The organism is Erwinia sp. GW821-FHT03D09 (genome assembly GCF_059420805.1).
Genome location: NZ_JBWKUK010000012.1, coordinates 121,701 through 143,282, shown reverse-complemented (window position 1 = coordinate 143,282; position 21,582 = coordinate 121,701). Strand labels below are relative to the sequence as shown.

Here is a 21,582-nt window from a genome sequence, read left to right as displayed (position 1 = left end):
GCTCCTATGTTCAATTAAGCAACATTATTTCGACTTGTTTCGATAACTGATTGAATCCACTCGTCAACTTCACTTTCGACAAAAGCAACCGCACGAACACCGATCTTCACTGGTGCCGGAAACCGACCTTCACTGATCAGACGATAGATCCAGGCTTTGCCGAAACCAGTTCGTTTCAAGACTTCTGGTAAACGAATTAAGCTTTGATTGGTTGTATCGGTTGTATTCATTTGGCTGTCTCCTCCGTTTCCGTTACGAAGATATTAGCCACACAGATTTGTATCTATGAAGGGAATGCTGATAACTGAAAAGTTAGATGAGGGTAGAATGAAAGGAAATTCCAGGGAAGAAAAATATTTATGCCCTCCCCTTGACAATTAACATGATGATTTACAACTAGAAAGAGCCTAGTTCCGAAATCGGTATGTTGAGGAGATGGCTGTTTTTGCTGATAAAATGTTCCAGACTACGGGTTGTTTCTCCACTCAATGACTTCTCTGCAACAGGCCTGTCTGTATCTTTAATGTGATCTTCTCCTCTGATCTCACTTGTAAAGTCGGGATACAAGACACGAGACAAGACCATATTTGAGATTTTTACTTTTTTAAATTTTGCCCAAATCAATAGATCCATCATTGGGATAATATTGTAATCGACAAGTTTTCTTATTTTTGCAAGTCCAATTTTTTCTGTTTTGACTGGCTCAATTTCATATTCTTTTCTAAGATCTGGTAACATCGTTTGTAAGGCTGTTATAATTTCTTCATCGCTGGATAATCCTAAATCAAAGGAAACATACATCTTGCTACTATTTTGGTTTAGAAAAAAGTCTCTCATAGTTTTTGTTATTGGTTTCTTTTTCAACTCTTTTTTGAAATCACCATTTTCTTCAAAAAAATCCATGCTAAACATTATTAACTTGTTCTCTAATTTTTTTATATCACCAAAGCTAACCTGCGCAACATGTCTTTGGCCCTTGCCAAAATGACCATGATTATTATCTTGTCTGCTTAAAATAGGATTACCTTCAAGGACAGACCTTAAATTTTGATTATCATCTTCCCATCCAAAATTTACACTGTCGAAAATCGCTTCTCTAAAGGCAAGCTCAGTATGCAGTTCTTTGATTGTAAGTGATTTTAACTGCTCATAGTTTTCGAGACTAAACCAGCTTTTTAATTCTTCATAAGGGCTTACTACTTTCATTAATCCCTCCACTGTATTCAAAGCTTGAATGAGTTAACACTACTTATTTGAATTGATTCTCCCTTAACAGTATTGATAAGGGAGAACGATTAATTAACTAATTATTCATAGTTAAGTCTTTTTAAAATCAAATGGTGAAACTTGTCGTATTCTAAGAAGGTCAAGGTAATCGGCCCACCATTGAAGCATTAACTTTCGCTCATCAAGGTGCTCTGCTTTATGTATATAGGCAGCACGAACTGAGTTCCGCTCCTGATGGCTCATTTGCCGTTCAACAGCATCTTTCGACCACAAACCGGATTCAATCAAGGCACTACAAGCCATAGCCCTGAATCCATGTCCACAGACCTCCACAGTTGTGTCATAGCCCATAGACCTCAAAGCCTTGTTTACCGTATTTTCACTCATAGGCTTTCTGAAATCATGGTCGCCAATGAACACGAGTTCATGATCACCGCTGATCTCTTTAATTTCCGTCAACACAGCCAATGCCTGACAACTCAAAGGAACAAGGTGTGGAGTTCGCATTTTCGAACCACGGTGCGAATGCTTCACTCCAGGTAATGGCTCTCGCTCTGCAGGAATAGTCCACATGGCATTGTCGAAATCTATCTCTGACCAACGAGCAAACCTGAGTTCACTGGAACGAATGAAAATGAGCAATGTCAGCTTTACGGCTAACTTCGTGAGTTTTCTACCCTTGAAACTATCAATTCGTTCTAAAAGTTCTGAGAATCGTTCGAATGGCAAAGCTGGCCTGTGGACTCTTTTAGCTACCGCAATAGCTCCTGCCATCTCCTGAGCAGGGTTGTAATCTATCAGCCCGTTCTGGACAGCATATCTCATTACTGCCGTTGTTCTTTGCTGTAATCGGGAAGCAACTTCCAATCGCCCGGAAGCTTCAACAGCCTTGATAGGGGCAAGAAGATCTCTGGTATTAAGTTCGGATATTTTTCTTTTACCAATAGCAGTAAAGAGACCATCTTCCATGCTTTTTAGAACTCTCTCGCTGTGGGAATCAGACCATTTCCTTTTACAGGCAGTATGCCAGTCCCTTGCGACAGCCTCGAATGTCAGAGCTTCGCTTTGCTCGATCTTATCTGCTTTTTTCTTCTCAGAAGGGTCGATACCATCAGATACCAACTTTTTGGCTTCATCTCGCTTCCTGCGGGCTTCACCAAGAGAGACCATTGGATAAACCCCCAATGCTAAAACTTTCTGTTTGCCCCCGAAACGGTATTGGAGTCGCCAGTATTTTGAACCATTGGGGTTGATCAGCAGGTGCATACCCTGCCCATCGGTGAGTTTGAAGGGTTTGTCGGAGGGCTTGGTAGTCCTAACTTTGATATCGGTGAGAGCCATCAGTTGATACCTCCAGTGTTGGTACCAAAATCAATCGAACCGGGAATACCATCAGTTATACCATCATCAGTTGGTATATGTTCAAGGAATTGAGTAGACGTGGACAGACTAAGAAAAGCCAGAAACCTGCTTAACTTACTGTTTTTATGGACTAAAGTAGACGTTAGTAGACTTAAAAAAAGCTTTGTATGGTGCCGAAGGCCGGAATCGAACCGGCACGCCTCGCGGCGGTTGATTTTGAATCAACTGCGTCTACCGATTTCGCCACTTCGGCACTGAAGGGTATGCGGAAAACGTTGGCGATTATACCGTTACCCCCTGTTTACGCAACTCAATTCCTCACCCATCGTTACCAAGTGCTGAAAAATCCAGCGAAGCCCGGCGAGAATTCCCCATCCAATCGTCCCAGGGCGTGCAGACATACAGCGCTATATCAGACCAATCCCCATCACCCGCCCCAGATTACTCCCAATCCTTAACCATTAACTGCGGCTGCTGTTGCGCTGACGGAACTCGGCCGCGTTTTGGCAGTCGGAACAGTCAATTACCGCAAGGCTGTTTGCATGCGTCCAGTGAAATGACAGAACGTTAACAAGGCACAATCATGATGAAAGTTACCCACCTGGTAATGGCGCTTTCCCTTTCCGGCGCCCTTTTCTCCGCAGCAGCCAGTGCCACCAGCTGGCAGGATCAGTTAAGCTCCGCCGCCAATGCGCTGGGGCAAAGTTCAGAGAGCGGCAGCGGTGCCGCCAAAGATACCACCGCGCAGAGCGGCACGTCGTTAACGGCGCTGGCCGGGCTGCTGAACGGCGGCAGCCAGTCACTGAGCGCCGGCACCATGACCAACGCCGCCGGTGTGTTGCAGTACTGCATGAAGAACAATCTGGTGGATAACAACGTCTCCTCCATGAAGGAACAGCTGCTCGGCAAGCTGGGCCTGCAGGATACGCAGAAGCAGCAGCAGTCCACCGATTATCAGCAGGGTCTGCTGGGGCTGCTGAACACCGGCAACAACCAGCAGGTGAACCTCAAATCGCTGGGTGAAACGCAGCTCGGCAAGCAGGTAAAAACCAAAGCCTGTGATTTAGTGTTGAAACAGGGCTGGAAGTTTATCTCTTAATGAACCACGCTTATTATGGCGGTGAGGCTGTCCCCTCCCCGCTTTTTTCAGGGCTGCACGATGCGGCCCTTTTTTATCGCTGACGATCGCATCCGGCATCAATAATCAAAGACAGCCGCATCTTCTGCCGTCAGGATGATTCCCCCTACCTAAAAATAATAAGGTCAACATCATGTCTGATTACCGATTAAGTCATCTCTCTGGTCATCTGGGCGATATCGCGCTGCATCACTGGCCAGTGCCGCAGCCGCGTTTTCTGGTGCTGCTGGTTCACGGCTACGGCGAGCACCTGGCCCGCTATCACCACGTTGCCGAACGGCTGAACCATCTGGGCGGCTACGTATTTGGTCCGGATCATCTCGGCCACGGGCTGTCGCAGGGCGAGCGCGTGCTGATTGAGGATTACGAAGCGGTGGTGGACGATGTGCACCTGGCGGTGGCCTCGGTGCGTCAGCAGTTTGCCGATCTGCCGCTGGTGATTATCGGCCACTCAATGGGCGGGATGATCGCCACCCGTTATGTGCAGCGCTTCGCCGATGAGGTGCGCGCACTGGTGCTCTCCGGTCCACTGCTTGGCGAGCACACGCAGATTAGCGATATGTTCGGCCTGGAAGATATTCCCGATACGCCGCTGGATATCCGCACCCTGTCGCGCGATCCCATGGTCGGTGCGAAATATCAGGACGATCCGCTGGTGTGGCACGGGCCGTTTAAGCGCGCCACGCTGGGTGCGATGTGCGACATGCTGAGCACCATCCATCACGGGCCGGGCTTCGGCAGTCTGCCAACGCTGTGGCTGCACGGTGAAGGGGATAAGCTGGTGCTGCCGAATGAGAGCCAGAAGACACTGAACAAGCTGCGCGGCAGTGATTTTGACCGCGAGCTGTACAGCGGTGCGCAGCATGAGATTTTTAATGAGACCAATCGGGATGAAGTGCTGCGCCGCGTCAGTACATTTATCGTGCGCGCGCTGGGGTGAATCACAGCGGGGAGGATCGCTCCCCGCCATCCATCACTTAACAATCAGTCGGATACCGAGCAGCGCCATCACGCCGCCGCCCAGGCGGTCGAGCGGAGTTTTAAAGCGCAGATAGGTATTACGCGGGCCGCGAGAAGACAGCGCAAAGGCCACGAACAGATACCACAGCCCGTCGATCATCATCGCCACCAGTGGGATCGCCAGATACATGCTGAGGGGGATCTGCTGCGGCAGCAGCGCGGCAAACACGCCGCTGAATACCACGGCGGTTTTGGGGTTACTCAGCTGGGTGGTCAGCGCGGTCAGAAAGGCCCGGCGGGCGGTTTTACCATTGCTGCCCGGCAGCTCCAGCGCTAAGGGCTGGCGCGCACCGCGAAACATTTTATACGCCATCCACAGCAGGTAAAGACCGCCGGCGGTTTTCAGCACCAGCCACAGGGTTGGCACGGCGCTCAGCAGCGTGTGCAGCCCGGCGAGGGCGATAATGGCAAACAGGAAGCTCCCCGCTCCCATCCCTAACGCGGCACCGATCCCCGCCCGGCGCGATGACGCTACGGCGGTCCGCGCCACCAGAAATGACGACAACACCGGTAAGCAGCTTGCCGCCATCGCTCGTGACGAGAAGTACAGCAACGCCAAGCGCACGGCAATATTCGCCACTATGCAGCACGAGCGCGCTCTGCTGCCGCTGTCGCGCGGGCTACTCAACGATACCAGCGGGCGCAACGATGAAGGTATTATGATGTATGCCTTCGACAACGTGCGCAAGTTCGACGACCGTCAGGCGCAGGCGTTCGCCAGGCAGCATCTGGAGAGCTTTAAAAACGACAGTTATCGCATCCGGCTGGCCAAATACCTGATTGATAGCGGCGCCGACGGCGACAACATCGACCGCCTGCTCGACCAGCTGAAACACCAGAAGCAGGAGATATGGATGAGCGGCTATCAGGAGATCATCTTCGCGCGCATTATGCACACGCTGTCGGTGATACCGGTGGACGTACCCGCCGCCGCGCAGCTTCTCTCCCGGCAGATTGACGCGGGCCTGCAGCTGAAGCTGGACAATTTTGCCACTCAGCGCCCGTACAGCTGTCGCTGGAGCGATATTCGCAGTCGCTGGAGCAGCCGCAGCAGGTGGTGGGAAATCCGGCACTGACCGACGCGGTAGTGAAGGCGCAGCCGCTAACTTTGGCGCGGCTGGTGCGAATGAGCAAGTTTTTCCAGCTGAGCGACCGCAGCTTTTGGCTCACCACGCTGATGATGCAGCCCGGCGCGGAAACCCGCCTGCAGCTGGCGGATGGACGCCAGGTGGCGGGCAACGAGGTGCTGGAGGCTGTATGGCTGCGGATCGAGTCGCGCGCCGGGCAGCCAGCGTTAATCACCAGCCAGCCAGGAGACAAACGCCGCCACGTCGTCCGGAGTTTCAGCATCTGCCCCGCCGCGTGCCAGTCGTAATGCAATTCCACGACCAACCCCCTGACCCGCGCCGGTTACCAGAACCACTTTTCCATTAATTGACATAGCGTTAGCCTTATAAGATGAATAAACCAGCCCCGACCATTAGTCCGCTTATCATTTTATGCCTATGGCATCTGTGCTATTGGATTTATTACGATTGATAATCTTGATTTACATAAGTCCACGCGTGTTGCGGCAGTGAATACCTCTGCACAGACTTGCCGTATCCCTGTCGCGCCCTGCCTGCTATGCTTGAAGGATAATCACCCGCCTTTCAACCAGATGGATACCTGACTATGACCGAGCCGCTGCTAATTGCCCGAACCCCTGAACAACTACTGCATCTGCTGCCCGCCTTTGCCAACCGCCACGGGCTGATCACCGGCGCAACCGGCACCGGGAAAACCGTGACGCTGCAAAAAATTGCCGAAAGCTTTTCAGCCATCGGCGTACCGGTGTTTTTGGCAGATGTGAAAGGCGATCTGACCGGGATAGCGAAAGACGGCGTCAGCTCCGAGAAGCTCAGCGCGCGGCTGGCCAAAATCGGCGTTACCGACTGGGAGCCGCAGAGCAATCCGGCGGTGCTGTGGGATATTTTTGGCGAGCGCGGCCATCCGGTGCGGGCCACGGTCAGCGATCTTGGCCCGCTGCTGCTGGCGCGCCTGCTGAATCTCAACGAAGTGCAGAGCGGCGTACTGCAAATCATCTTCCGCGTGGCCGATGACCAGGGGCTGCTGCTGCTCGATTTTAAAGATCTGCGGGCGTTGACCCAGTACATCGGCGAGAACGCTAAAGCCTTCCAGAGCCAGTACGGCAATATTAACAGCGCCTCGGTAGGGGCCATCCAGCGCGGGCTGCTGGCACTGGAGCAGCAGGGCGCGGAATACTTCTTCGGCGAGCCGATGCTGGATATCCGCGACTGGATGCGCACCGACGATGCCGGGCGCGGCATCATCAATATTTTAGCCGCCGAAAAGCTGTATCAGATGCCGAAGCTGTACGCCACCACCCTGCTGTGGCTGCTGTCCGAGCTTTACGAGCAGCTGCCGGAAGCGGGCGATCTCGATAAGCCGAAGCTGGTGTTCTTCTTCGATGAGGCTCACCTGCTGTTCAGCGACGCACCACAGGTGCTGCTGGATAAAATCGAGCAGGTGATCCGCCTGATCCGCTCGAAAGGCGTCGGCGTCTGGTTTGTGTCGCAGAACCCGGCGGACATCCCCGATATGGTACTCGGCCAGCTTGGTAATCGCGTGCAGCACGCCCTGCGCGCCTTTACGCCAAAGGATCAGAAGGCGGTTAAGGCCGCGGCGGACACCATGCGCGCCAATCCCGCCTTCGATACCGTCAGCGCCATTCAGGAGCTGGGCACTGGCGAAGCGCTGATCTCGTTCCTTGATGAGAAAGGCAGCCCGTCAATGGTGCAGCGCGCGATGGTGATCGCCCCCGGATCGCGGATGGGCCCGGTCACCGACGATGAACGCAACGGTCTGCTCAATCACTCACCGCTCTCCGGCAAGTATGATGAAGTGCTGGACCGGGAATCCGCGTGGGAAAAACTGCAGCAGGGCGTGCAGGAAGCCAGCGATCGGGCCAGCGCGCCGCCGGCCAAAGGCAACAATGTGGCGGTGGATGACGGCATTCTTGGCGGACTGAAGGATATTCTGTTCGGCAGCACCGGCCCGCGCGGCGGCAAGCGCGACGGCGTGGTGCAAAGCGTGGCGAAAAGCGCCGCACGGCAGATCACCAACCAGATCATTCGCGGCGTGCTGGGCAGTATTATGGGTGGCAGGAAGAAGTAAGGAGCTTATGGATAAAGAACGTGAACTGAGGCAGGCAAAGCGCCTGCCGCTGCTGTTACTGGGAGGCGCGGCGCTGCTGTTTATCGCCACGCTGATCTGGCCGCTGTACTACCCGCCGAGCCTGTGGGTCAGCGGGCTGAAGGCCGTCGCCGAGGCGTCGATGGTGGGCGCGCTGGCGGACTGGTTCGCGGTCAGCGCGCTGTTTCGCCGGGTGCCGATCCCGCTGGTCGGCCGCCACACGGCGATCATTCCGCGCAACAAGGATCGCATCGCCGACAACCTCGCGCTGTTCGTGCAGGATAAATTCCTTAACACCGGATCGCTGCTGGAACTGATCCGCCGCCACGATCCGGCACGGATCGTGGCCGAATGGCTGAGTAAAGCGGAAAACGCCGCGTGGCTCAGCGGCTATCTGCTGAAGCTGGTGCGTGGCTTTCTCGATCTGGCCGACGATCGGCGCATCCAGCAGTTTATGCGCCAGGCAATCCACAAAGCGATCGACAAGGTGGATCTCAGCCAGTCGTCGGCGCTGATCCTGGAAAGCCTGACCAAAAATAACCGCCACCAGCAGCTGCTGGATGATGCTCTCGCCCAGGTGTTACAGCTGATCAACCGTCCCGGCACCCACGAATTTATCGCCCTGCAGGTGGTGCGCTGGCTGAAGCGCGAGCACCCGCTGAAGGAAAAAGTGCTGCCCAGCGAGTGGCTGGGCGAAAAGAGCGCCGATCTGGCGGCCAGCGCGGTGCAGTCGATTCTCAATGAGATCGAAAACGATCCCACCCACGCGCTGCGCCAGGGCTTTAACCGCGCGGTGCAGCGGCTGATCGTGCGGCTGAAAACCGATCCGGAGATGGCGCAGAAAGCCGAAGAAGTGAAGCGCTATCTGAAAGAAGACGAGGCGCTGAACGGTTATATCGCCCAGCTGTGGGGCGATCTGCGCGGCTGGCTGAAGGAGGATCTCAGCCGCGAAGACTCCCGCCTGCATGCGAAGGTCAGCGCCGCCGGGCAGTGGTTCGGCGACACGCTGATGCAGGATCACAGCCTGCGCAGCTCGCTGAACCAGCATCTGGAAGAAGCGGCGGCAGGCGTAGCGCCGGAGTTCTCCGACTTCCTCAGCCGCCATATCAGCGACACGGTAAAAAGCTGGGACGCGGCCGATATGTCGCACCAGGTGGAGCTGAATATCGGCCGCGATTTACAGCGCATCCGCATCAACGGCACGCTGGTCGGCGGCGCAATCGGGCTGCTGCTCTATCTGCTGTCGCTGATCCCGATGCTGATCTAGCCCGCGCATGCCGCAGCGCCGGGTTCGCTGACGGCTCTCTTTCACCGTTCAGCGAAACGGCTGGCGTGACCGGTGCACACCACTATAGGTGACTCAGCTGTGCCGGGCGATCTGCTGCTGGCTGTACTCGGCGCTGTAGAGGAACGGGGTATGCAGCCCGCCGTCCAGGTGGGTAAACGGCACCAGCGTCCCGTTATCGTCAAACAGGTGGATCTGCGCGGGGTCGATGGACAGCTCGACGAAATCCCCCGGCTGGCTGACGCGCCCCGGCGTCAGGCGCGCGGTCAGATCCTGCTCCTCTACCCGGCACAGCGCCAGCGTATCCGAACCCAGCGGCTCAATGGCATCGGCCGCCGCAGCAGCGCGCTGTTTGAGCTGTTGCAGCAGCAGATCGTACTCGGCATCCTGCCGCCGATGTCGGTGGTGCTGGTGCTGGAGCTGGCGCAGCGCTTTGGTTACAGCCAGAGCACGGTGCGCGAGGCGCTGCTGGCCTGCCTGTCGCACCATATCCGCACCGCCGTTGATTTCGGGCCGGATCTGACCCTGCCGGACGCGGGGAAAATGCTATGAGCCTGAGCGGGGTACCTTCGGCGGAAATGATTGCGCTGCTGCGCGAACTTCAGCGGGAAGATGCCGGGCTGCCGGACCCGACCACGCTCTCCCCCGCCGAGGGCCGGGCACAGGCGGAGCGCGGCAACCGGCGCTGGAATCAGCAGCTGCGGCCGAAATAACAGGGGCTGGAACTGGGACTGGTGCTGGAACAGTCAGTAAACAAGAAGGGCCGGATAGACCGGCCCTTTTTTGTCATGACTGTCGCTTAGCTATCGTCGCTTCAGCAGCAGGAACACGCTGACCGCAAAGAACGCGGCACTTGGCAGCAGCGCGCCCAGCAACGGCGGAATGTGGTAAACCAGGCTTAAAGGACCAAAAATCTGGTCCAGCACGTAGAACAGGAAGCCGAAGCTGATCCCTACCACCACGCGGAAGCCCATCGACACGCTGCGCAGCGGGCCAAAGATAAACGACAGCGCCATCAGCATCATCACCGCCACCGACAGCGGCTGGAAGATTTTGCTCCACATATTCAGCTGATAGCGACCGGGCGTCTGCCCGCTCTGCTCAAGGTATTTGGTGTAGTTGTACAGGCCGCGAATCGACAGCGCTTCCGGGTCCAGCGCCACCACGCCCAGCTTGTCCGGCGTCAGCGAGGTTTTCCACTCGCCGCTCAGCGTCTGGCTGCCCTTCACCTGTTCCGGATCGGTCAGGTCTGACTGGTCAACCTGGGCCAGTTCCCACACCTTTTTCTCGGCGTTGTACTTCGCCGAGGCCGCATAGCGCACCGACTGCAGGCGGCGATCGTGGTTAAAGCTGTAAATACTGATCCCGGCCAGCTGGTTATCATCGCGGATGCGCTCGATAAAAATAAAGTTATCGCCGTCTTTCGCCCACAGCCCACCCTGCGTGGAGAGCAGCGAACCGCCCACCAGCTGCTGAGCGCGGTAGTTACGCGCCATCTGCTCGCCCTGCGGGGCGACAAACTCACCGATGGCCATGGTCAGCAGCACCAGCGGGATCGCCGTCTTCATGACCGAGGCGGCAATTTGCAGGCGGGTAAAGCCGGAGGCCTGCATCACCACCAGCTCGCTGCGCTGGGCCAGCGTACCAAGGCCCAGCAGCGCGCCAAGCAGCGCCGCCATCGGGAAGAAGATTTCGATATCTTTCGGCACGCTCAGCACAGTGTACAGCCAGGCCCCGGCGGCGGTGTATTCGCCCTGCCCGGTTTTGCGCAGCTGATCGACAAATTTGATGATGCCGGAGAGCGACACCAGCATAAACAGCGTCGCCATGATGGTGTTGAATATCGTTTTACCGATATAGCGGTCAAGAACGCCAAACATCAGACTGTGCCTCTCTTATTGAACCGCGCGCGCAGACGACGCATCGGCACCGTATCCCACATATTCAGCAGCACCGACAGGCCCAGATAGCCCAGGTTAACCGCCCACATCCAGACGGCCGGATCGATGCGGCCTTTGCTACCGCTGGAGCGCAGGGAGCTTTGCAGCAGGAAGAACACCAGATACAGCAGCATCGCAGGCAGCATCGACAGCACGCGCCCCTGACGCGGGTTCACCACGCTGAGCGGCACCACCATCAGCGCCATCACCAGCACGGAGACGATCAGCGTCAGACGCCAGTGCAGTTCGCTGCGGAAATCAGGTTTATCCGACTGCCAAAGCATCTTCAGCGATGCCTGTTCTGAATCGTTCGGGTCCAGCGTCACCGCCTGATGCCCGACGATGGCCTGATAGTTTTTGAAATCGGTAATGCGGAAATCACGCAGCATGGCGGTGCCCTCAAAGCGGGTACCGTTATCCAGCGTCACCACCTGTGAACCGTCGGCGCGCTGATTCATATGGCCGTGATCGGCCACCACCACCGACGGGCGGGCGTTGCCTTTCGGCCGCAGCTGCGCGAGGAAAACGCTGTCAAAGCTGTTGCCCTTCACGTTTTCAATAAACAGCACCGACTGGCCGTCAGAGGACTGCTGGAACTGGCCTGCGGCCAGCGCTGCCGCGCCGGGGTTGGCCTTGGCGTTCTGCATCACTTCGCTCTGATGGCGCGATGACCAGGGGCCAAGCCAGCCGACGTTCACCGCCGCCAGCAGCGCGGTAAACAGCATCAGCACCATCGCCGCTTTGACCAGCACATTTTTGCCCAAACCGCAGGCGTGCATCACGGTGATTTCACTCTCGGTGTATAACCGGCCAAGTGTCATCAAAATGGCTAAAAACAGGCTCAGTGGCAGGATAAGTTGTGCCATTTCCGGCACGCCAAGGCCCAATAATGTCAGTACTAAGTTTGTTGGGATTTCGCCATCAACCGCGGCTCCTAAAATCCTGACTAACTTCTGGCAAAAGAAGATCAGCAGCAGGATGAACAGGATAGCCAGCTGGCTTTTGAGCATTTCCCGAACCAGATATCTAATGATGATCACGCTGAATACGCCTGTGAAAACTTGTCTTTTTGCAGGAAAATCGCTAGTTTCATCGCTTATGCGCCATTTTTTCTCATCAATGGCCCTGTCATAGCTAAAATAGTATGGCAATAAATCGCGTTCTGGTGATGAAATACAAAAAATTATCACCGAAACTCAATCTGACGTTCGTGACTAAACGACGTTTACGCAACGACACTTTCCGTTACGGAAGCGACATATATTAGCCGCAGCAAGCGCCGTTGTCTTTAAGATTCAGGAGAGTGCATGGAGTTCAGTGTAAAAAGCGGTAGCCCGGAAAAACAGCGCAGTGCCTGTATTGTAGTGGGCGTATTTGAACCGCGCCGGCTGTCACCGATTGCTGAACAGCTGGATAAAATCAGCGATGGCTACATCAGCGCCCTGCTGCGCCGTGGTGAACTGGAAGGGAAAGTGGGGCAGACATTGCTGCTGCACCATGTGCCAAACATTCTCTCTGAGCGTATTTTGCTGATTGGCTGCGGCAAAGAGCGAGAGCTCGACGAGCGCCAGTACAAGCAGGTCATTCAGAAAACCATCAACACCCTGAACGACACCGGTTCGATGGAAGCCGTGTGCTTCCTCACCGAGCTGCACGTTAAAGGGCGCAACACCTACTGGAAAGTGCGCCAGGCGGTTGAAACCTCGAAAGAGACGCTCTACAGCTTCGATCAGCTGAAAAGCAACAAGGTTGAGCCGCGTCGTCCGCTGCGCAAGCTGGTGTTCAATGTACCAACCCGCCGCGAGCTGACCAGCGGTGAGCGCGCGATCCAGCACGGTCTGGCGATTGCTGCCGGCGTCAAGGCGGCGAAAGACCTCGGCAATATGCCACCGAATATCTGTAACGCGGCCTACCTGGCCTCACAGGCGCGTCAGCTGGCGGATGCCTACAGTAAAAACATCACCACCCGCGTCATCGGCGAACAGCAGATGAAAGAGCTGGGGATGAATGCCTACCTTGCCGTCGGTGCCGGGTCACAGAATGAATCGTTAATGTCGGTGATCGAGTACAAAGGCAACCCGGATGCGGAAGCGCGCCCGATCGTGCTGGTCGGTAAAGGCGTCACCTTCGATACCGGCGGCATCTCGCTGAAGCCGGGCGAAGCGATGGACGAAATGAAGTACGATATGTGCGGCGCGGCGTCAGTGTACGGCGTGATGCGCATGGTCGCCGAACTGAATCTGCCGCTGAATGTGGTGGGCGTGCTGGCAGGCTGTGAAAACATGCCCGGCGGCCGCGCCTATCGTCCGGGCGACGTACTGACCACCATGTCCGGCCAGACGGTAGAAGTGCTGAATACCGATGCCGAAGGCCGCCTGGTGCTGTGCGACGCACTGACCTACGTTGAGCGCTTCGAGCCGGAAGTGGTGATTGACGTGGCTACGCTGACCGGGGCCTGCGTCATTGCGCTGGGCCACCATATCAGCGGCCTGCTGTCGAACCACAATCCGCTGGCGCACGAGCTGATCGGTGCGTCTGAACAGTCCGGTGACCGCGCCTGGCGTCTGCCGATGGCCGACGAGTATCAGGAGCAGCTGGACTCCAACTTTGCCGACATGGCAAACATTGGTGGCCGTCCAGGCGGAGCGATTACCGCCGCCTGCTTCCTGGCGCGCTTTGCCCGTAAGTACAACTGGGCGCACCTCGACGTTGCCGGAACCGCATGGCGCTCCGGTAAGGCGAAAGGTGCAACCGGCCGCCCTGTCGCGCTGCTGTCTCAGTTCCTGCTTAACCGCGCCGGTCTGAACGGCGACGATTAACAGCTGCAAGCGGGAGGCGATACGGCTTCCCACCGGGGCGGAGACACACTTCTCGCCCGCGGCTGATGACATAACCCTGCAATGGCGGACTCCAATCCGCCGTTGCTGTTTTTTCTCCAACCAGGCCTGATGCATGAAAAACGCAACGTTCTATCTGCTGGAAACCGATACGCCGGTCGGCGGGCTGAGCGCGCAGGAAGCGCTGGTCTGCGATCTGGCGGAGGCCCGCTGGCGTGACGGCAAACGCGTGCTGATAGCCTGTGAAGACGAAGCGCAGGCTAACCGGCTGGACGAAGCGCTGTGGCAGCGTCCCGTCAGCGCCTTTGTGCCGCATAATCTGGCCGGTGAAGGCCCGAAATACGGTGCGCCGGTCGAGCTGGCCTGGCCGCAGCGCCGGGGCAATGCGCCGCGCGATCTGCTGATCAGCCTGCTACCGCAGTTTGCAGATTTTGCCACCGCTTTCTATGAAGTGATAGACTTCGTACCCTATGAAGAATCTTTGAAACAGCTGGCGCGCGATCGCTACAAAGTGTATCGCAGCGTTGGATTCCACTTGAATACGGCAACGCCGCCCTTGCCACCAACGACATAGCAGAACATGGAAAAGACATATAACCCGCAAGATATCGAGCAGCCGCTTTACGAGCACTGGGAAAAGCAGGGCTACTTCAAACCAAATGGCGATACCAGCCAGGAAAGCTTCTGCATCATGATCCCGCCGCCGAACGTCACCGGTAGCTTGCATATGGGTCACGCCTTCCAGCAGACCATTATGGACACCATGATCCGCTACCAGCGTATGCAGGGGAAAAACACCCTGTGGCAGGCGGGGACCGACCATGCCGGTATCGCCACCCAGATGGTGGTTGAGCGCAAAATCGCTGCCGAAGAAGGCAAAACCCGTCAGGACTACGGCCGCGACGCGTTTATCGAAAAAATCTGGCAGTGGAAAGAAGAGTCCGGCGGCACCATTACCCGCCAGATGCGCCGCCTCGGCAACTCGGTTGACTGGGAGCGCGAGCGCTTCACCATGGATGAAGGCCTGTCCAACGCGGTGAAAGAAGTGTTTGTGCGCCTGCATAAAGAGAACCTGATCTACCGCGGCAAACGCCTGGTCAACTGGGACCCAAAACTGCGCACCGCCATCTCCGATCTGGAAGTGGAGAACCGCGAATCCAAAGGTTCGATGTGGCACCTGCGCTACCCGCTGGCTGACGGGGTGAAAACCGCCGACGGTAAAGATTATCTGGTCGTCGCGACTACCCGCCCGGAAACCGTGCTCGGTGATACCGGCGTGGCCGTGAACCCATCCGATCCGCGCTATAAAGATTTGATCGGCAAGTTCCTTGTGTTGCCGCTGGTTAACCGCCGCATTCCGATCGTTGGTGACGAACACGCCGATATGGAAAAAGGCACCGGCTGCGTGAAGATCACCCCGGCGCACGACTTTAACGACTACGAAGTGGGCCGCCGCCATCGCTTACCGATGATCAACATTCTGACCTTCGACGGTGATATCCGCGAATCCGCTCAGGTGTTTGATACCAACGGTGAAGAGTGCGACGACCACGGTACCGACATTCCGCTGGCGTTCCAGAAGCTGGAGCGCTTTGCCGCGCGTAAAGCCATTGTGGCCGCGATTGACGCACTGGGCCTGCTGGACGAAATCAAACCGCACGATCTGACCGTCCCTTACGGCGATCGCGGCGGCGTGGTGATTGAGCCGATGCTGACCGACCAGTGGTACGTGCGTACCGCGCCGCTGGCGAAAGTCGCGGTAGAAGCGGTAGAAAACGGTGATATCCAGTTCGTACCTAAGCAGTATGAAAACATGTACTTCTCGTGGATGCGTGATATCCAGGACTGGTGCATCTCCCGTCAGCTGTGGTGGGGCCACCGCATTCCGGCCTGGTACGATGCTGAAGGCAACGTCTACGTGGCGCGTAACGAAGCGGAAGTCCGTGCGGAAAACAACATCGCCGACGACGTGGTGCTGACCCAGGACGAAGACGTGCTGGATACCTGGTTCTCTTCCGGTCTGTGGACCTTCTCCACCCTCGGCTGGCCGGAGAATACCGAAGCGCTGCGCACCTTCCACCCGACCAGCGTGCTGGTCAGCGGCTTCGACATTATCTTCTTCTGGATTGCGCGCATGATCATGTTGACCATGCACTTCATCAAAGACGAAGACGGCAAGCCGCAGGTGCCGTTCAAGACCGTGTATATGACCGGCCTGATCCGCGATGACGAAGGGCAGAAGATGTCCAAGTCGAAGGGTAACGTGATCGATCCGCTGGATATGGTTGACGGTATTTCGCTGGAAGATCTGCTGGAAAAACGCACCGGTAACATGATGCAGCCGCAGCTGGCGGAGAAAATTCGCAAGCGTACCGAGAAGCAGTTCCCGAACGGCATTGAGCCGCACGGCACCGATGCCCTGCGCTTTACCCTGGCGGCGCTGGCCTCAACCGGCCGTGACATCAACTGGGATATGAAGCGCCTGGAAGGCTACCGCAACTTCTGTAACAAGCTGTGGAACGCCAGCCGCTTCGTGCTGATGAATACCGAAGAGCATGACTGCGGCTTTAACGGCGGCGAGCTGGAGCTGTCGCTCGCCGATCGCTGGATCCTGGCGGAGTTTAACCAGACGGTGAAGGCTTATCGCGAGGCGCTGGACAGCTATCGCTTCGATATCGCGGCCGGGATCCTGTACGAGTTCACCTGGAACCAGTTCTGTGACTGGTACCTGGAGCTGGCCAAGCCGGTAATGAACGGCGGCACCGAGGCTCAACTGCGCGGCACCCGTAATACGCTGGTGACAGTGCTGGAAGCCCTGCTGCGCCTGGCGCATCCGATCATTCCGTTTATCACCGAAACCATCTGGCAGCGCGTGAAGGTGCTGAAGAACATCAGCGACGACACCATTATGCTGCAGCCGATGCCGGAGTTTGACGCGGCGCGCGTGGATGAGGTGGCGATGGCGGATACCGAGTGGCTGAAGCAGGCGATTGTCGCGGTGCGTAATATTCGTAACGAGATGAACATTTCTCCGTCCAAACCGCTGGATGTGCTGCTGCGCGGCGCCAGCGATGATGCGGCCCGCCGCGTAAACGAAAACCGCAACTTCCTGAAGACGCTGGCTCGTCTGGATAAGCTGGAGCTGCTGGCCGCCGGAGATAAAGGCCCGGTGTCGGTGACCAAGCTGGTTGACGGTGCCGAGCTGCTGATCCCGATGGCCGAGCTGGTGGATAAAAACGCCGAGCTGGAGCGTCTGGCGAAGGAAGTGGGCAAGATTGACGTTGAGATGGAGAAGATTACCGCCAAGCTGGGTAACGAAGGTTTTGTTGCCCGTGCGCCGGAAGTGGTTGTCGCCAGGGAGCGGGAGCGTCTGGCGGACTTCGAGCAGGCTAAGGTCAAGCTGATCGAGCAGCAGGGCGTGATCGCCGCGCTGTAAGTTTTCTCAGCAAGCCTGATGAAACCGCCGTCTTTTGATGGCGGTTTTTTTTTGGCGTTTTACTGCTGAGAGGATCGTTCTTGGGCTGAGGGTGGCTTTAGCTATGGATAATGGCTGTAAGTTTAAGAAGTGGCTATAAGTTTGGGGAGCGTGCGCCCGTCCCGGCGGCCTGCGGGCGGTCCTCGCGCCGTGCTTCGCACGATGCCTTCGGTTACGGCATCCGGCCTTTCGGACCGGCCAGGAGCGGACGTCCTGCCCGCGCCTGGCCTGGCGCCCGCATCCATGCTGTCGCCTCCGGCCCTGATGCCTGCACCTCAGCGCTGCGGATTACCCACCAGCCGCCGGGACGAGCCCACTTTATCCATCCTGCTGGCTTTTAAAGTACCGTTTAATGGTAAAAGGGCATTACTTCAGTTGGCATGAGAGACAACCGACGGGTTTGATTTGAATCATCGGAAATCGGGATGATGCAGAAAAGTACCATTGGGAAATGCTACACCTGAACGACTCAGCGGGTTGGGTACGCAAACAACTCAGTGCAAATGCCCGGCTATGCGTCGTAAAACAGTTATCCCATTATGCTTTTACTTCCCTAGTGGGAACATTGCCCCAGAATTTGAAAAGAGACTTCTCTGCCTGTCTTTATGAAATGACCAGCGACGCTGAAGTGGCTAAGCGGGCGGGCTGTGCTGCCGAGCGGGCAATCCGCAGCGCTGAACGGAGAGAGGAAGCCAGGATTCGCCTGCAAGGACGCAGGCGAAAGTCACAGCCGCGCAGGACGCGCGTCTGTGGCGGTCCGGCAGGCTGACGAACGAAGTGAAGGCACCACGCGAAACGTGGCGCGAGGACCGGCCCGAACGGGAGCACAGCCCGCCAGCCGGACACCGGCATCCCAGACGGCGAGCACAGCCTATCAGCCAGACACCGGTATCCCAAACGGCAGCCTACCTGCCCTGTTCCGCCGCCCGAATCGCCTTAATCCGCTCCGGCATATCCGGATGGGTACTCATCCATTCCGGTAAACTCAGCCCGCGACTCTCCTTCTCGCCCGACTGCTGAAGCTGACCGTAAATTTCCGCCATCGCCGACAACGAACGCCCCTGTGCTTTCATCTGCGCAATCGCATACGCATCCGCTTCCCGCTCCATGCTGCGCGAAAACTGCATCTGATGCACGAAAGCAGCCGACTGCAACAGCGTGTCACCAATGCCGCTGACGTCGCCGGTCAGCCACATATAGCTCAGCGAGATCAGCGACGAACGCACCAGCATCCGCATCGGATGGCGGTAGTGGTGATGCCCGATCTCATGCAGCATCACTGCCGCCAGCGCATCGTCGCTTTTCGCCATACGCACCAGATCGTCACTGACCACCAGCGTGCCGTCCGCCAGCATAAAGGCGTTAGCGCCCCCGTCGAAATGCATGACCTTCAACCGCAGCGGCACCGCGTCCTGCTTCATCTCACCGGGAATAATGCCGCTAAACAGGCGTTCCATACGCTGCTGCTGCGCCGGCGTCAGCTTGCCATCGCTAAAGCCGCTGCTCTGCAACAACGTCAGGGTTTGCTGCCCCACCTGCCGCTCAACGTAAGCCGGCATATTTGAAGCCAGCGCGGTGCTGGCGGCAGGCAGGATCACCCAAATATAGAGCGCAATAGCGGCCAGCGTAGCCAACAGGGTCAGTCCGACGCCGCGGCGGTGCCGCTCCAGACGATGTACCAGGCCTGGGCGGTGGCGCTGCTGCCACCACTGACGGAATGCGACATCGTCATCCGGCACAAAGCGCCCGCCGTCAGCAAAGCTCAGCGTCAGCGGGATGGTGCCCAGCGCATCGGATACCGTTATCGCGTTAAGCAACGTAATCTGCTGCTGCCCGTTGCAGTCCAGTACCAGATGACGATCGTGTAATGTGAGGCGGGCAGGCTCGCGAGCTGCCCGTCCGGGGGACTGATAATAGCCGTTAAGCTGCAAAATCAGATTCCCGCATTAAGATCGAAAGCAGAAACCACCTCTTCCGCCACCGCTGTTCGGGCTGAGTCGTGGTGAGCCATAACGTCATCCAGCGAGATATCGCCCTCCAGCTCGGTGCTGTTAGCCAGATAGCGCGCCAGGCGGATTTCGGCAATCGGAGCACCCAGGCCGAGGGTGAAGATCACGATCAGCGTATTAGTCAGCGTCAGAGCCAGGAAAGCGCCCGTTGATAGCGTTGATTTCAGGCGCAGCTTATCGCCCAGCCGGGTCTGGCCGAAAACATAATTACGTTGAGCCACCACTAAATAAGCGGAGGAGACTAAGCCACCGAACAGAATGACCAGGAAGGTCAGGAAAATATTCAGTACGTTGCCGGCCATCATATTACCCAGCATTTCCGGATCGCTGATGCCTATAGCCGAGGCATATATTATCGAGGCAAACAGAGAACTAATCAGCAGGCCACCGATAATCAGGAACGGCAGCATAATCAGGAAGCTGATCAATACCATTTTAATAAATGTCTTTTTGCTCAGCTCGGCTTTAAACGGCAGCTGACCAAACGCCATATTATTGATATACAAATCGTGATTCAGCGCAGCAACGGTCCCCTGTATTGCCGCCAGTCCCACCAGATACAGCACGAAGCAAACCACACCGACGGTCATTGTGGTGCTGATATTGCCACTGGTCGCACCCGCAGCGCCAATCATGCCCACCACCAGTAACAGCGCCAGGATCATCAGCACCGGCGCCAGGTACATAGTCCAGTACGCGCGGCCAATGCGGCAGTGATAATTAAAGCGCACGCCGCGGAAGCTGCTCATCAGCGCGTTGTAGCGCCAGCTGCGGATCACGATCCACGGTATCAGCGCAAAGAAGGCCAGCATGGCTAACAGGGTCAGGGTCGGGGAAATAGAAGAGATAATAAAGAACAGCACCAGGCCGATAAAAACAATAATGCGGCCAACAAGAAGGTTGATTGGTCGAGCATGATAATCAAAACGATCGCCGGCAATTTCAGTATTACCATAGAAGTAGCGGCGGCGACGCACGGTGGCCCAGGCGGAATATATCCCCAACGTCACCATGGTCAGTAATGCATTGACTAACCAGATTGAGAAATATTCGCCAGCGCGACCGTGAAACAGCACCGGATGGCGCTGAGAATGCGAGGTATTGTTTTCCATTAGATTTTCTTCCTGAAAATAAGAGAGCTAAATAATAATTCAGAATATGAAAGCAGTATAACTGCCTGCTATTTAAGCATGGCACTGATAGTCAAACAATGGAATAGTTATCATTCAGATTACCCCTGGCACAGCGGTGACATCGCTCATCGCGCATTGCATCACGGCGTCAGCAATGTTATTACACTTACCTGCTGCCGAACTGCTATGAGCCTGACTTATGACAACCGCGATCCAATCTACTCTGACTGTGCAAGTACGCCCGATTACGCTTGCTGACAATCCTCACATTGCTGCGGTGATCCGCACGGTTTCTGCTGAATTTGGTTTAACGGCGGATAAAGGCTACACGGTATCCGACCCGAATCTGGATCGTTTGTATGAGCTGTACAGCGAAACGAACAGCGCCTATTGGGTGGTAGAAGTGGAAGGAAAAGTCGTTGGCGGTGGCGGTTTGGCTCCGTTACAGGGCGGTGATGCGGACGTTTGTGAATTGCAGAAGATGTATTTCCTGGCGGAGGCGCGCGGTCTTGGCGTGGCGCGTAACCTGGCGCTTCAGGCGCTGGAATATGGTCGTGATCGCGGGTTTAAGCGCTGCTATCTGGAAACCACCGCGTCACTGACGCGCGCCATTCGCCTGTATGAGCATCTGGGGTTCCAGCATATTGATGGCCCGATGGGTTATACCGGGCATGTGGATTGCGAAGTCACTATGCTGAAGGCGTTATAAGGCTTTTTGCATTTTGCAGGTGCTGCCTGAAAGTTGGTGCTCTCGCTGACTGGCGCTGCCCCGGGTCGGGCGGGTCCTCGCGCCGCGCTGCGGTCCCTTCTCTTCGCTCAGCGCTGCGGATGCTCCGACCGAAGCCACCGCCAGTCCGCTGATAAACTACTGCGTTGCCTGGAAAAGCGGGCACCTTATACGAAGGGAGAGCGGCCTCTGCAGCTGCCAGGCAATCGGCAACATAAAGACGGACAAATCAGC

20 protein-coding genes, 1 tRNA gene and 1 pseudogene are annotated in these 21,582 nt (G+C 56.4%); 11 read left to right on the top strand and 11 right to left on the bottom strand.

Going from position 1 to position 21,582, the window contains the following annotated elements; translation table 11 throughout:
* Window positions 1–14: 14 nt before the first annotated feature.
* From AC07U6_RS14090 to AC07U6_RS14075, 4 genes are all read right to left on the bottom strand, one after another.
* The gene (locus tag AC07U6_RS14090) at window positions 15–230 is read right to left on the bottom strand and encodes a helix-turn-helix transcriptional regulator (protein WP_015683496.1); all 216 of its coding nucleotides are present in this window, start codon (window positions 228–230) and stop codon (window positions 15–17) included.
* 166 nt (window positions 231–396) lie between these two features.
* On the bottom strand, window positions 397–1,206 hold the full coding sequence (locus AC07U6_RS14085) for a DUF6387 family protein (RefSeq protein ID WP_233479231.1): 810 nt from the start codon (window positions 1,204–1,206) through the stop codon (window positions 397–399).
* Between the two features lie 111 nt (window positions 1,207–1,317).
* Window positions 1,318–2,568 (bottom strand): tyrosine-type recombinase/integrase, encoded by a 1,251-nt coding sequence (locus AC07U6_RS14080; protein ID WP_233479232.1) that lies wholly within the window; start codon window positions 2,566–2,568, stop codon window positions 1,318–1,320.
* Window positions 2,569–2,757: 189 nt separating this feature from the next.
* A tRNA-Leu gene (locus tag AC07U6_RS14075) sits at window positions 2,758–2,842 on the bottom strand.
* A gap of 330 nt (window positions 2,843–3,172) precedes the next feature.
* Here AC07U6_RS14075 and AC07U6_RS14070 point away from each other — a divergent pair.
* Both AC07U6_RS14070 and AC07U6_RS14065 read left to right on the top strand, forming a co-directional pair.
* Window positions 3,173–3,688: a YjjA family protein gene (locus AC07U6_RS14070; protein ID WP_494761424.1), complete on the top strand. Its 516-nt coding sequence runs from the start codon at window positions 3,173–3,175 to the stop codon at window positions 3,686–3,688.
* 172 nt (window positions 3,689–3,860) lie between these two features.
* On the top strand, window positions 3,861–4,667 hold the full coding sequence (locus tag AC07U6_RS14065; RefSeq protein WP_494761423.1) for an alpha/beta fold hydrolase: 807 nt from the start codon (window positions 3,861–3,863) through the stop codon (window positions 4,665–4,667).
* 33 nt (window positions 4,668–4,700) lie between these two features.
* On the opposite strand, the gene AC07U6_RS14060 is transcribed toward AC07U6_RS14065, so the two are convergent.
* Window positions 4,701–5,237 (bottom strand): LysE family translocator, encoded by a 537-nt coding sequence (locus AC07U6_RS14060; RefSeq protein ID WP_494764426.1) that lies wholly within the window; start codon window positions 5,235–5,237, stop codon window positions 4,701–4,703.
* Here AC07U6_RS14060 and AC07U6_RS14055 point away from each other — a divergent pair.
* Window positions 5,152–5,823, top strand: coding sequence for a hypothetical protein (locus AC07U6_RS14055; RefSeq protein ID WP_494764590.1), 672 nt, complete (start codon window positions 5,152–5,154; stop codon window positions 5,821–5,823). The two genes, AC07U6_RS14060 and AC07U6_RS14055, sit on opposite strands and share 86 nt — an antisense overlap.
* Window positions 5,802–6,122 carry a hypothetical protein gene (locus AC07U6_RS14050; RefSeq protein ID WP_494764589.1) on the top strand — a complete coding sequence of 107 codons (321 nt, stop codon included), beginning with the start codon at window positions 5,802–5,804 and terminating at the stop codon, window positions 6,120–6,122. The genes AC07U6_RS14055 and AC07U6_RS14050 overlap by 22 nt, the downstream gene beginning before the upstream one ends.
* Here the strand turns inward: AC07U6_RS14050 and AC07U6_RS14045 are convergent.
* Window positions 6,081–6,188: pseudogene (locus tag AC07U6_RS14045) on the bottom strand (diacetyl reductase); the annotation flags it as partial. The gene AC07U6_RS14050 and the pseudogene AC07U6_RS14045 overlap by 42 nt on opposite strands.
* 233 nt (window positions 6,189–6,421) lie before the next feature.
* Between AC07U6_RS14045 and AC07U6_RS14040 the strand changes: the two are divergent.
* Together AC07U6_RS14040 and AC07U6_RS14035 are read left to right on the top strand one after the other, a co-directional pair.
* Window positions 6,422–7,924: a helicase HerA-like C-terminal domain-containing protein gene (locus tag AC07U6_RS14040; protein WP_494761422.1), complete on the top strand. Its 1,503-nt coding sequence runs from the start codon at window positions 6,422–6,424 to the stop codon at window positions 7,922–7,924.
* A 7-nt stretch (window positions 7,925–7,931) separates the two neighbouring features.
* Entirely contained in the window at window positions 7,932–9,209 is a 1,278-nt protein-coding gene (locus AC07U6_RS14035; RefSeq protein ID WP_494761421.1) for a DUF445 domain-containing protein, read from the top strand.
* A 93-nt stretch (window positions 9,210–9,302) separates the two neighbouring features.
* Here the strand turns inward: AC07U6_RS14035 and AC07U6_RS14030 are convergent, their stop codons facing one another.
* Window positions 9,303–9,716, bottom strand: a complete 414-nt coding sequence (locus AC07U6_RS14030) for a TOBE domain-containing protein (RefSeq protein ID WP_494761420.1) — start codon at window positions 9,714–9,716, stop codon at window positions 9,303–9,305.
* Between the two features lie 59 nt (window positions 9,717–9,775).
* Here AC07U6_RS14030 and AC07U6_RS14025 point away from each other — a divergent pair, with 59 nt between their 5' ends.
* Complete coding sequence (locus AC07U6_RS14025) at window positions 9,776–9,940, top strand: hypothetical protein (protein WP_494761419.1); 165 nt, start codon at window positions 9,776–9,778, stop codon at window positions 9,938–9,940.
* Window positions 9,941–10,030: 90 nt separating this feature from the next.
* On the opposite strand, the gene lptG is transcribed toward AC07U6_RS14025, so the two are convergent.
* Complete coding sequence (gene lptG / locus AC07U6_RS14020; protein WP_105592982.1) at window positions 10,031–11,107, bottom strand: LPS export ABC transporter permease LptG; 1,077 nt, start codon at window positions 11,105–11,107, stop codon at window positions 10,031–10,033.
* Window positions 11,107–12,207, bottom strand: coding sequence for an LPS export ABC transporter permease LptF (gene lptF / locus AC07U6_RS14015; RefSeq protein WP_494761418.1), 1,101 nt, complete (start codon window positions 12,205–12,207; stop codon window positions 11,107–11,109). The genes lptG and lptF overlap by 1 nt, the downstream gene beginning before the upstream one ends.
* A 267-nt stretch (window positions 12,208–12,474) precedes the next feature.
* Between lptF and pepA the strand changes: the two genes are divergently transcribed.
* The 3 genes from pepA to AC07U6_RS14000 all read left to right on the top strand — a co-directional run bounded on the left by pepA (window position 12,475) and on the right by AC07U6_RS14000 (window position 17,440).
* Window positions 12,475–13,986 (top strand): leucyl aminopeptidase, encoded by a 1,512-nt coding sequence (gene pepA, locus AC07U6_RS14010; protein ID WP_494761417.1) that lies wholly within the window; start codon window positions 12,475–12,477, stop codon window positions 13,984–13,986.
* Window positions 13,987–14,119: 133 nt separating this feature from the next.
* On the top strand, window positions 14,120–14,578 hold the full coding sequence (locus tag AC07U6_RS14005) for a DNA polymerase III subunit chi (RefSeq protein ID WP_494761416.1): 459 nt from the start codon (window positions 14,120–14,122) through the stop codon (window positions 14,576–14,578).
* A 6-nt stretch (window positions 14,579–14,584) separates the two neighbouring features.
* A complete protein-coding gene (locus tag AC07U6_RS14000; RefSeq protein ID WP_494761415.1) occupies window positions 14,585–17,440 on the top strand; it encodes a valine--tRNA ligase in 2,856 nt (951 codons plus the stop codon).
* A 944-nt stretch (window positions 17,441–18,384) separates the two neighbouring features.
* Here the strand turns inward: AC07U6_RS14000 and AC07U6_RS13995 are convergent.
* Both AC07U6_RS13995 and AC07U6_RS13990 read right to left on the bottom strand, forming a co-directional pair.
* A complete protein-coding gene (locus tag AC07U6_RS13995; protein WP_494761414.1) occupies window positions 18,385–19,410 on the bottom strand; it encodes a M48 family metallopeptidase in 1,026 nt (341 codons plus the stop codon).
* Window positions 19,411–19,412: 2 nt separating this feature from the next.
* On the bottom strand, window positions 19,413–20,600 hold the full coding sequence (locus AC07U6_RS13990) for a YjgN family protein (RefSeq protein ID WP_494761413.1): 1,188 nt from the start codon (window positions 20,598–20,600) through the stop codon (window positions 19,413–19,415).
* Window positions 20,601–20,820: 220 nt separating this feature from the next.
* Here AC07U6_RS13990 and AC07U6_RS13985 point away from each other — a divergent pair, with 220 nt between their 5' ends.
* Window positions 20,821–21,330 carry a GNAT family N-acetyltransferase gene (locus AC07U6_RS13985; protein ID WP_494761412.1) on the top strand — a complete coding sequence of 170 codons (510 nt, stop codon included), beginning with the start codon at window positions 20,821–20,823 and terminating at the stop codon, window positions 21,328–21,330.
* Window positions 21,331–21,582 lie beyond the last annotated feature (252 nt).

What these genes read in the sequence shown, in the direction of transcription:
- AC07U6_RS14065 (WP_494761423.1), top strand. Translation starts at nt 3,861, where the DNA reads ATGTCTGATTACCGATTAAGTCATCTCTCTGGTCATCTGGGCGATATC.
- lptG (WP_105592982.1), bottom strand. Translation starts at nt 11,107, where the DNA reads ATGTTTGGCGTTCTTGACCGCTATATCGGTAAAACGATATTCAACACC.
- AC07U6_RS14030 (WP_494761420.1), bottom strand. Translation starts at nt 9,716, where the DNA reads ATGGTGCGACAGGCAGGCCAGCAGCGCCTCGCGCACCGTGCTCTGGCT.
- AC07U6_RS14035 (WP_494761421.1), top strand. Translation starts at nt 7,932, where the DNA reads ATGGATAAAGAACGTGAACTGAGGCAGGCAAAGCGCCTGCCGCTGCTG.
- AC07U6_RS14005 (WP_494761416.1), top strand. Translation starts at nt 14,120, where the DNA reads ATGAAAAACGCAACGTTCTATCTGCTGGAAACCGATACGCCGGTCGGC.
- AC07U6_RS14000 (WP_494761415.1), top strand. Translation starts at nt 14,585, where the DNA reads ATGGAAAAGACATATAACCCGCAAGATATCGAGCAGCCGCTTTACGAG.
- AC07U6_RS13990 (WP_494761413.1), bottom strand. Translation starts at nt 20,600, where the DNA reads ATGGAAAACAATACCTCGCATTCTCAGCGCCATCCGGTGCTGTTTCAC.
- AC07U6_RS14090 (WP_015683496.1), bottom strand. Translation starts at nt 230, where the DNA reads ATGAATACAACCGATACAACCAATCAAAGCTTAATTCGTTTACCAGAA.
- AC07U6_RS14080 (WP_233479232.1), bottom strand. Translation starts at nt 2,568, where the DNA reads ATGGCTCTCACCGATATCAAAGTTAGGACTACCAAGCCCTCCGACAAA.
- AC07U6_RS13985 (WP_494761412.1), top strand. Translation starts at nt 20,821, where the DNA reads ATGACAACCGCGATCCAATCTACTCTGACTGTGCAAGTACGCCCGATT.
- AC07U6_RS14040 (WP_494761422.1), top strand. Translation starts at nt 6,422, where the DNA reads ATGACCGAGCCGCTGCTAATTGCCCGAACCCCTGAACAACTACTGCAT.
- AC07U6_RS14025 (WP_494761419.1), top strand. Translation starts at nt 9,776, where the DNA reads ATGAGCCTGAGCGGGGTACCTTCGGCGGAAATGATTGCGCTGCTGCGC.
- AC07U6_RS14070 (WP_494761424.1), top strand. Translation starts at nt 3,173, where the DNA reads ATGATGAAAGTTACCCACCTGGTAATGGCGCTTTCCCTTTCCGGCGCC.
- pepA (WP_494761417.1), top strand. Translation starts at nt 12,475, where the DNA reads ATGGAGTTCAGTGTAAAAAGCGGTAGCCCGGAAAAACAGCGCAGTGCC.
- AC07U6_RS14055 (WP_494764590.1), top strand. Translation starts at nt 5,152, where the DNA reads ATGGCAAACAGGAAGCTCCCCGCTCCCATCCCTAACGCGGCACCGATC.
- AC07U6_RS14085 (WP_233479231.1), bottom strand. Translation starts at nt 1,206, where the DNA reads ATGAAAGTAGTAAGCCCTTATGAAGAATTAAAAAGCTGGTTTAGTCTC.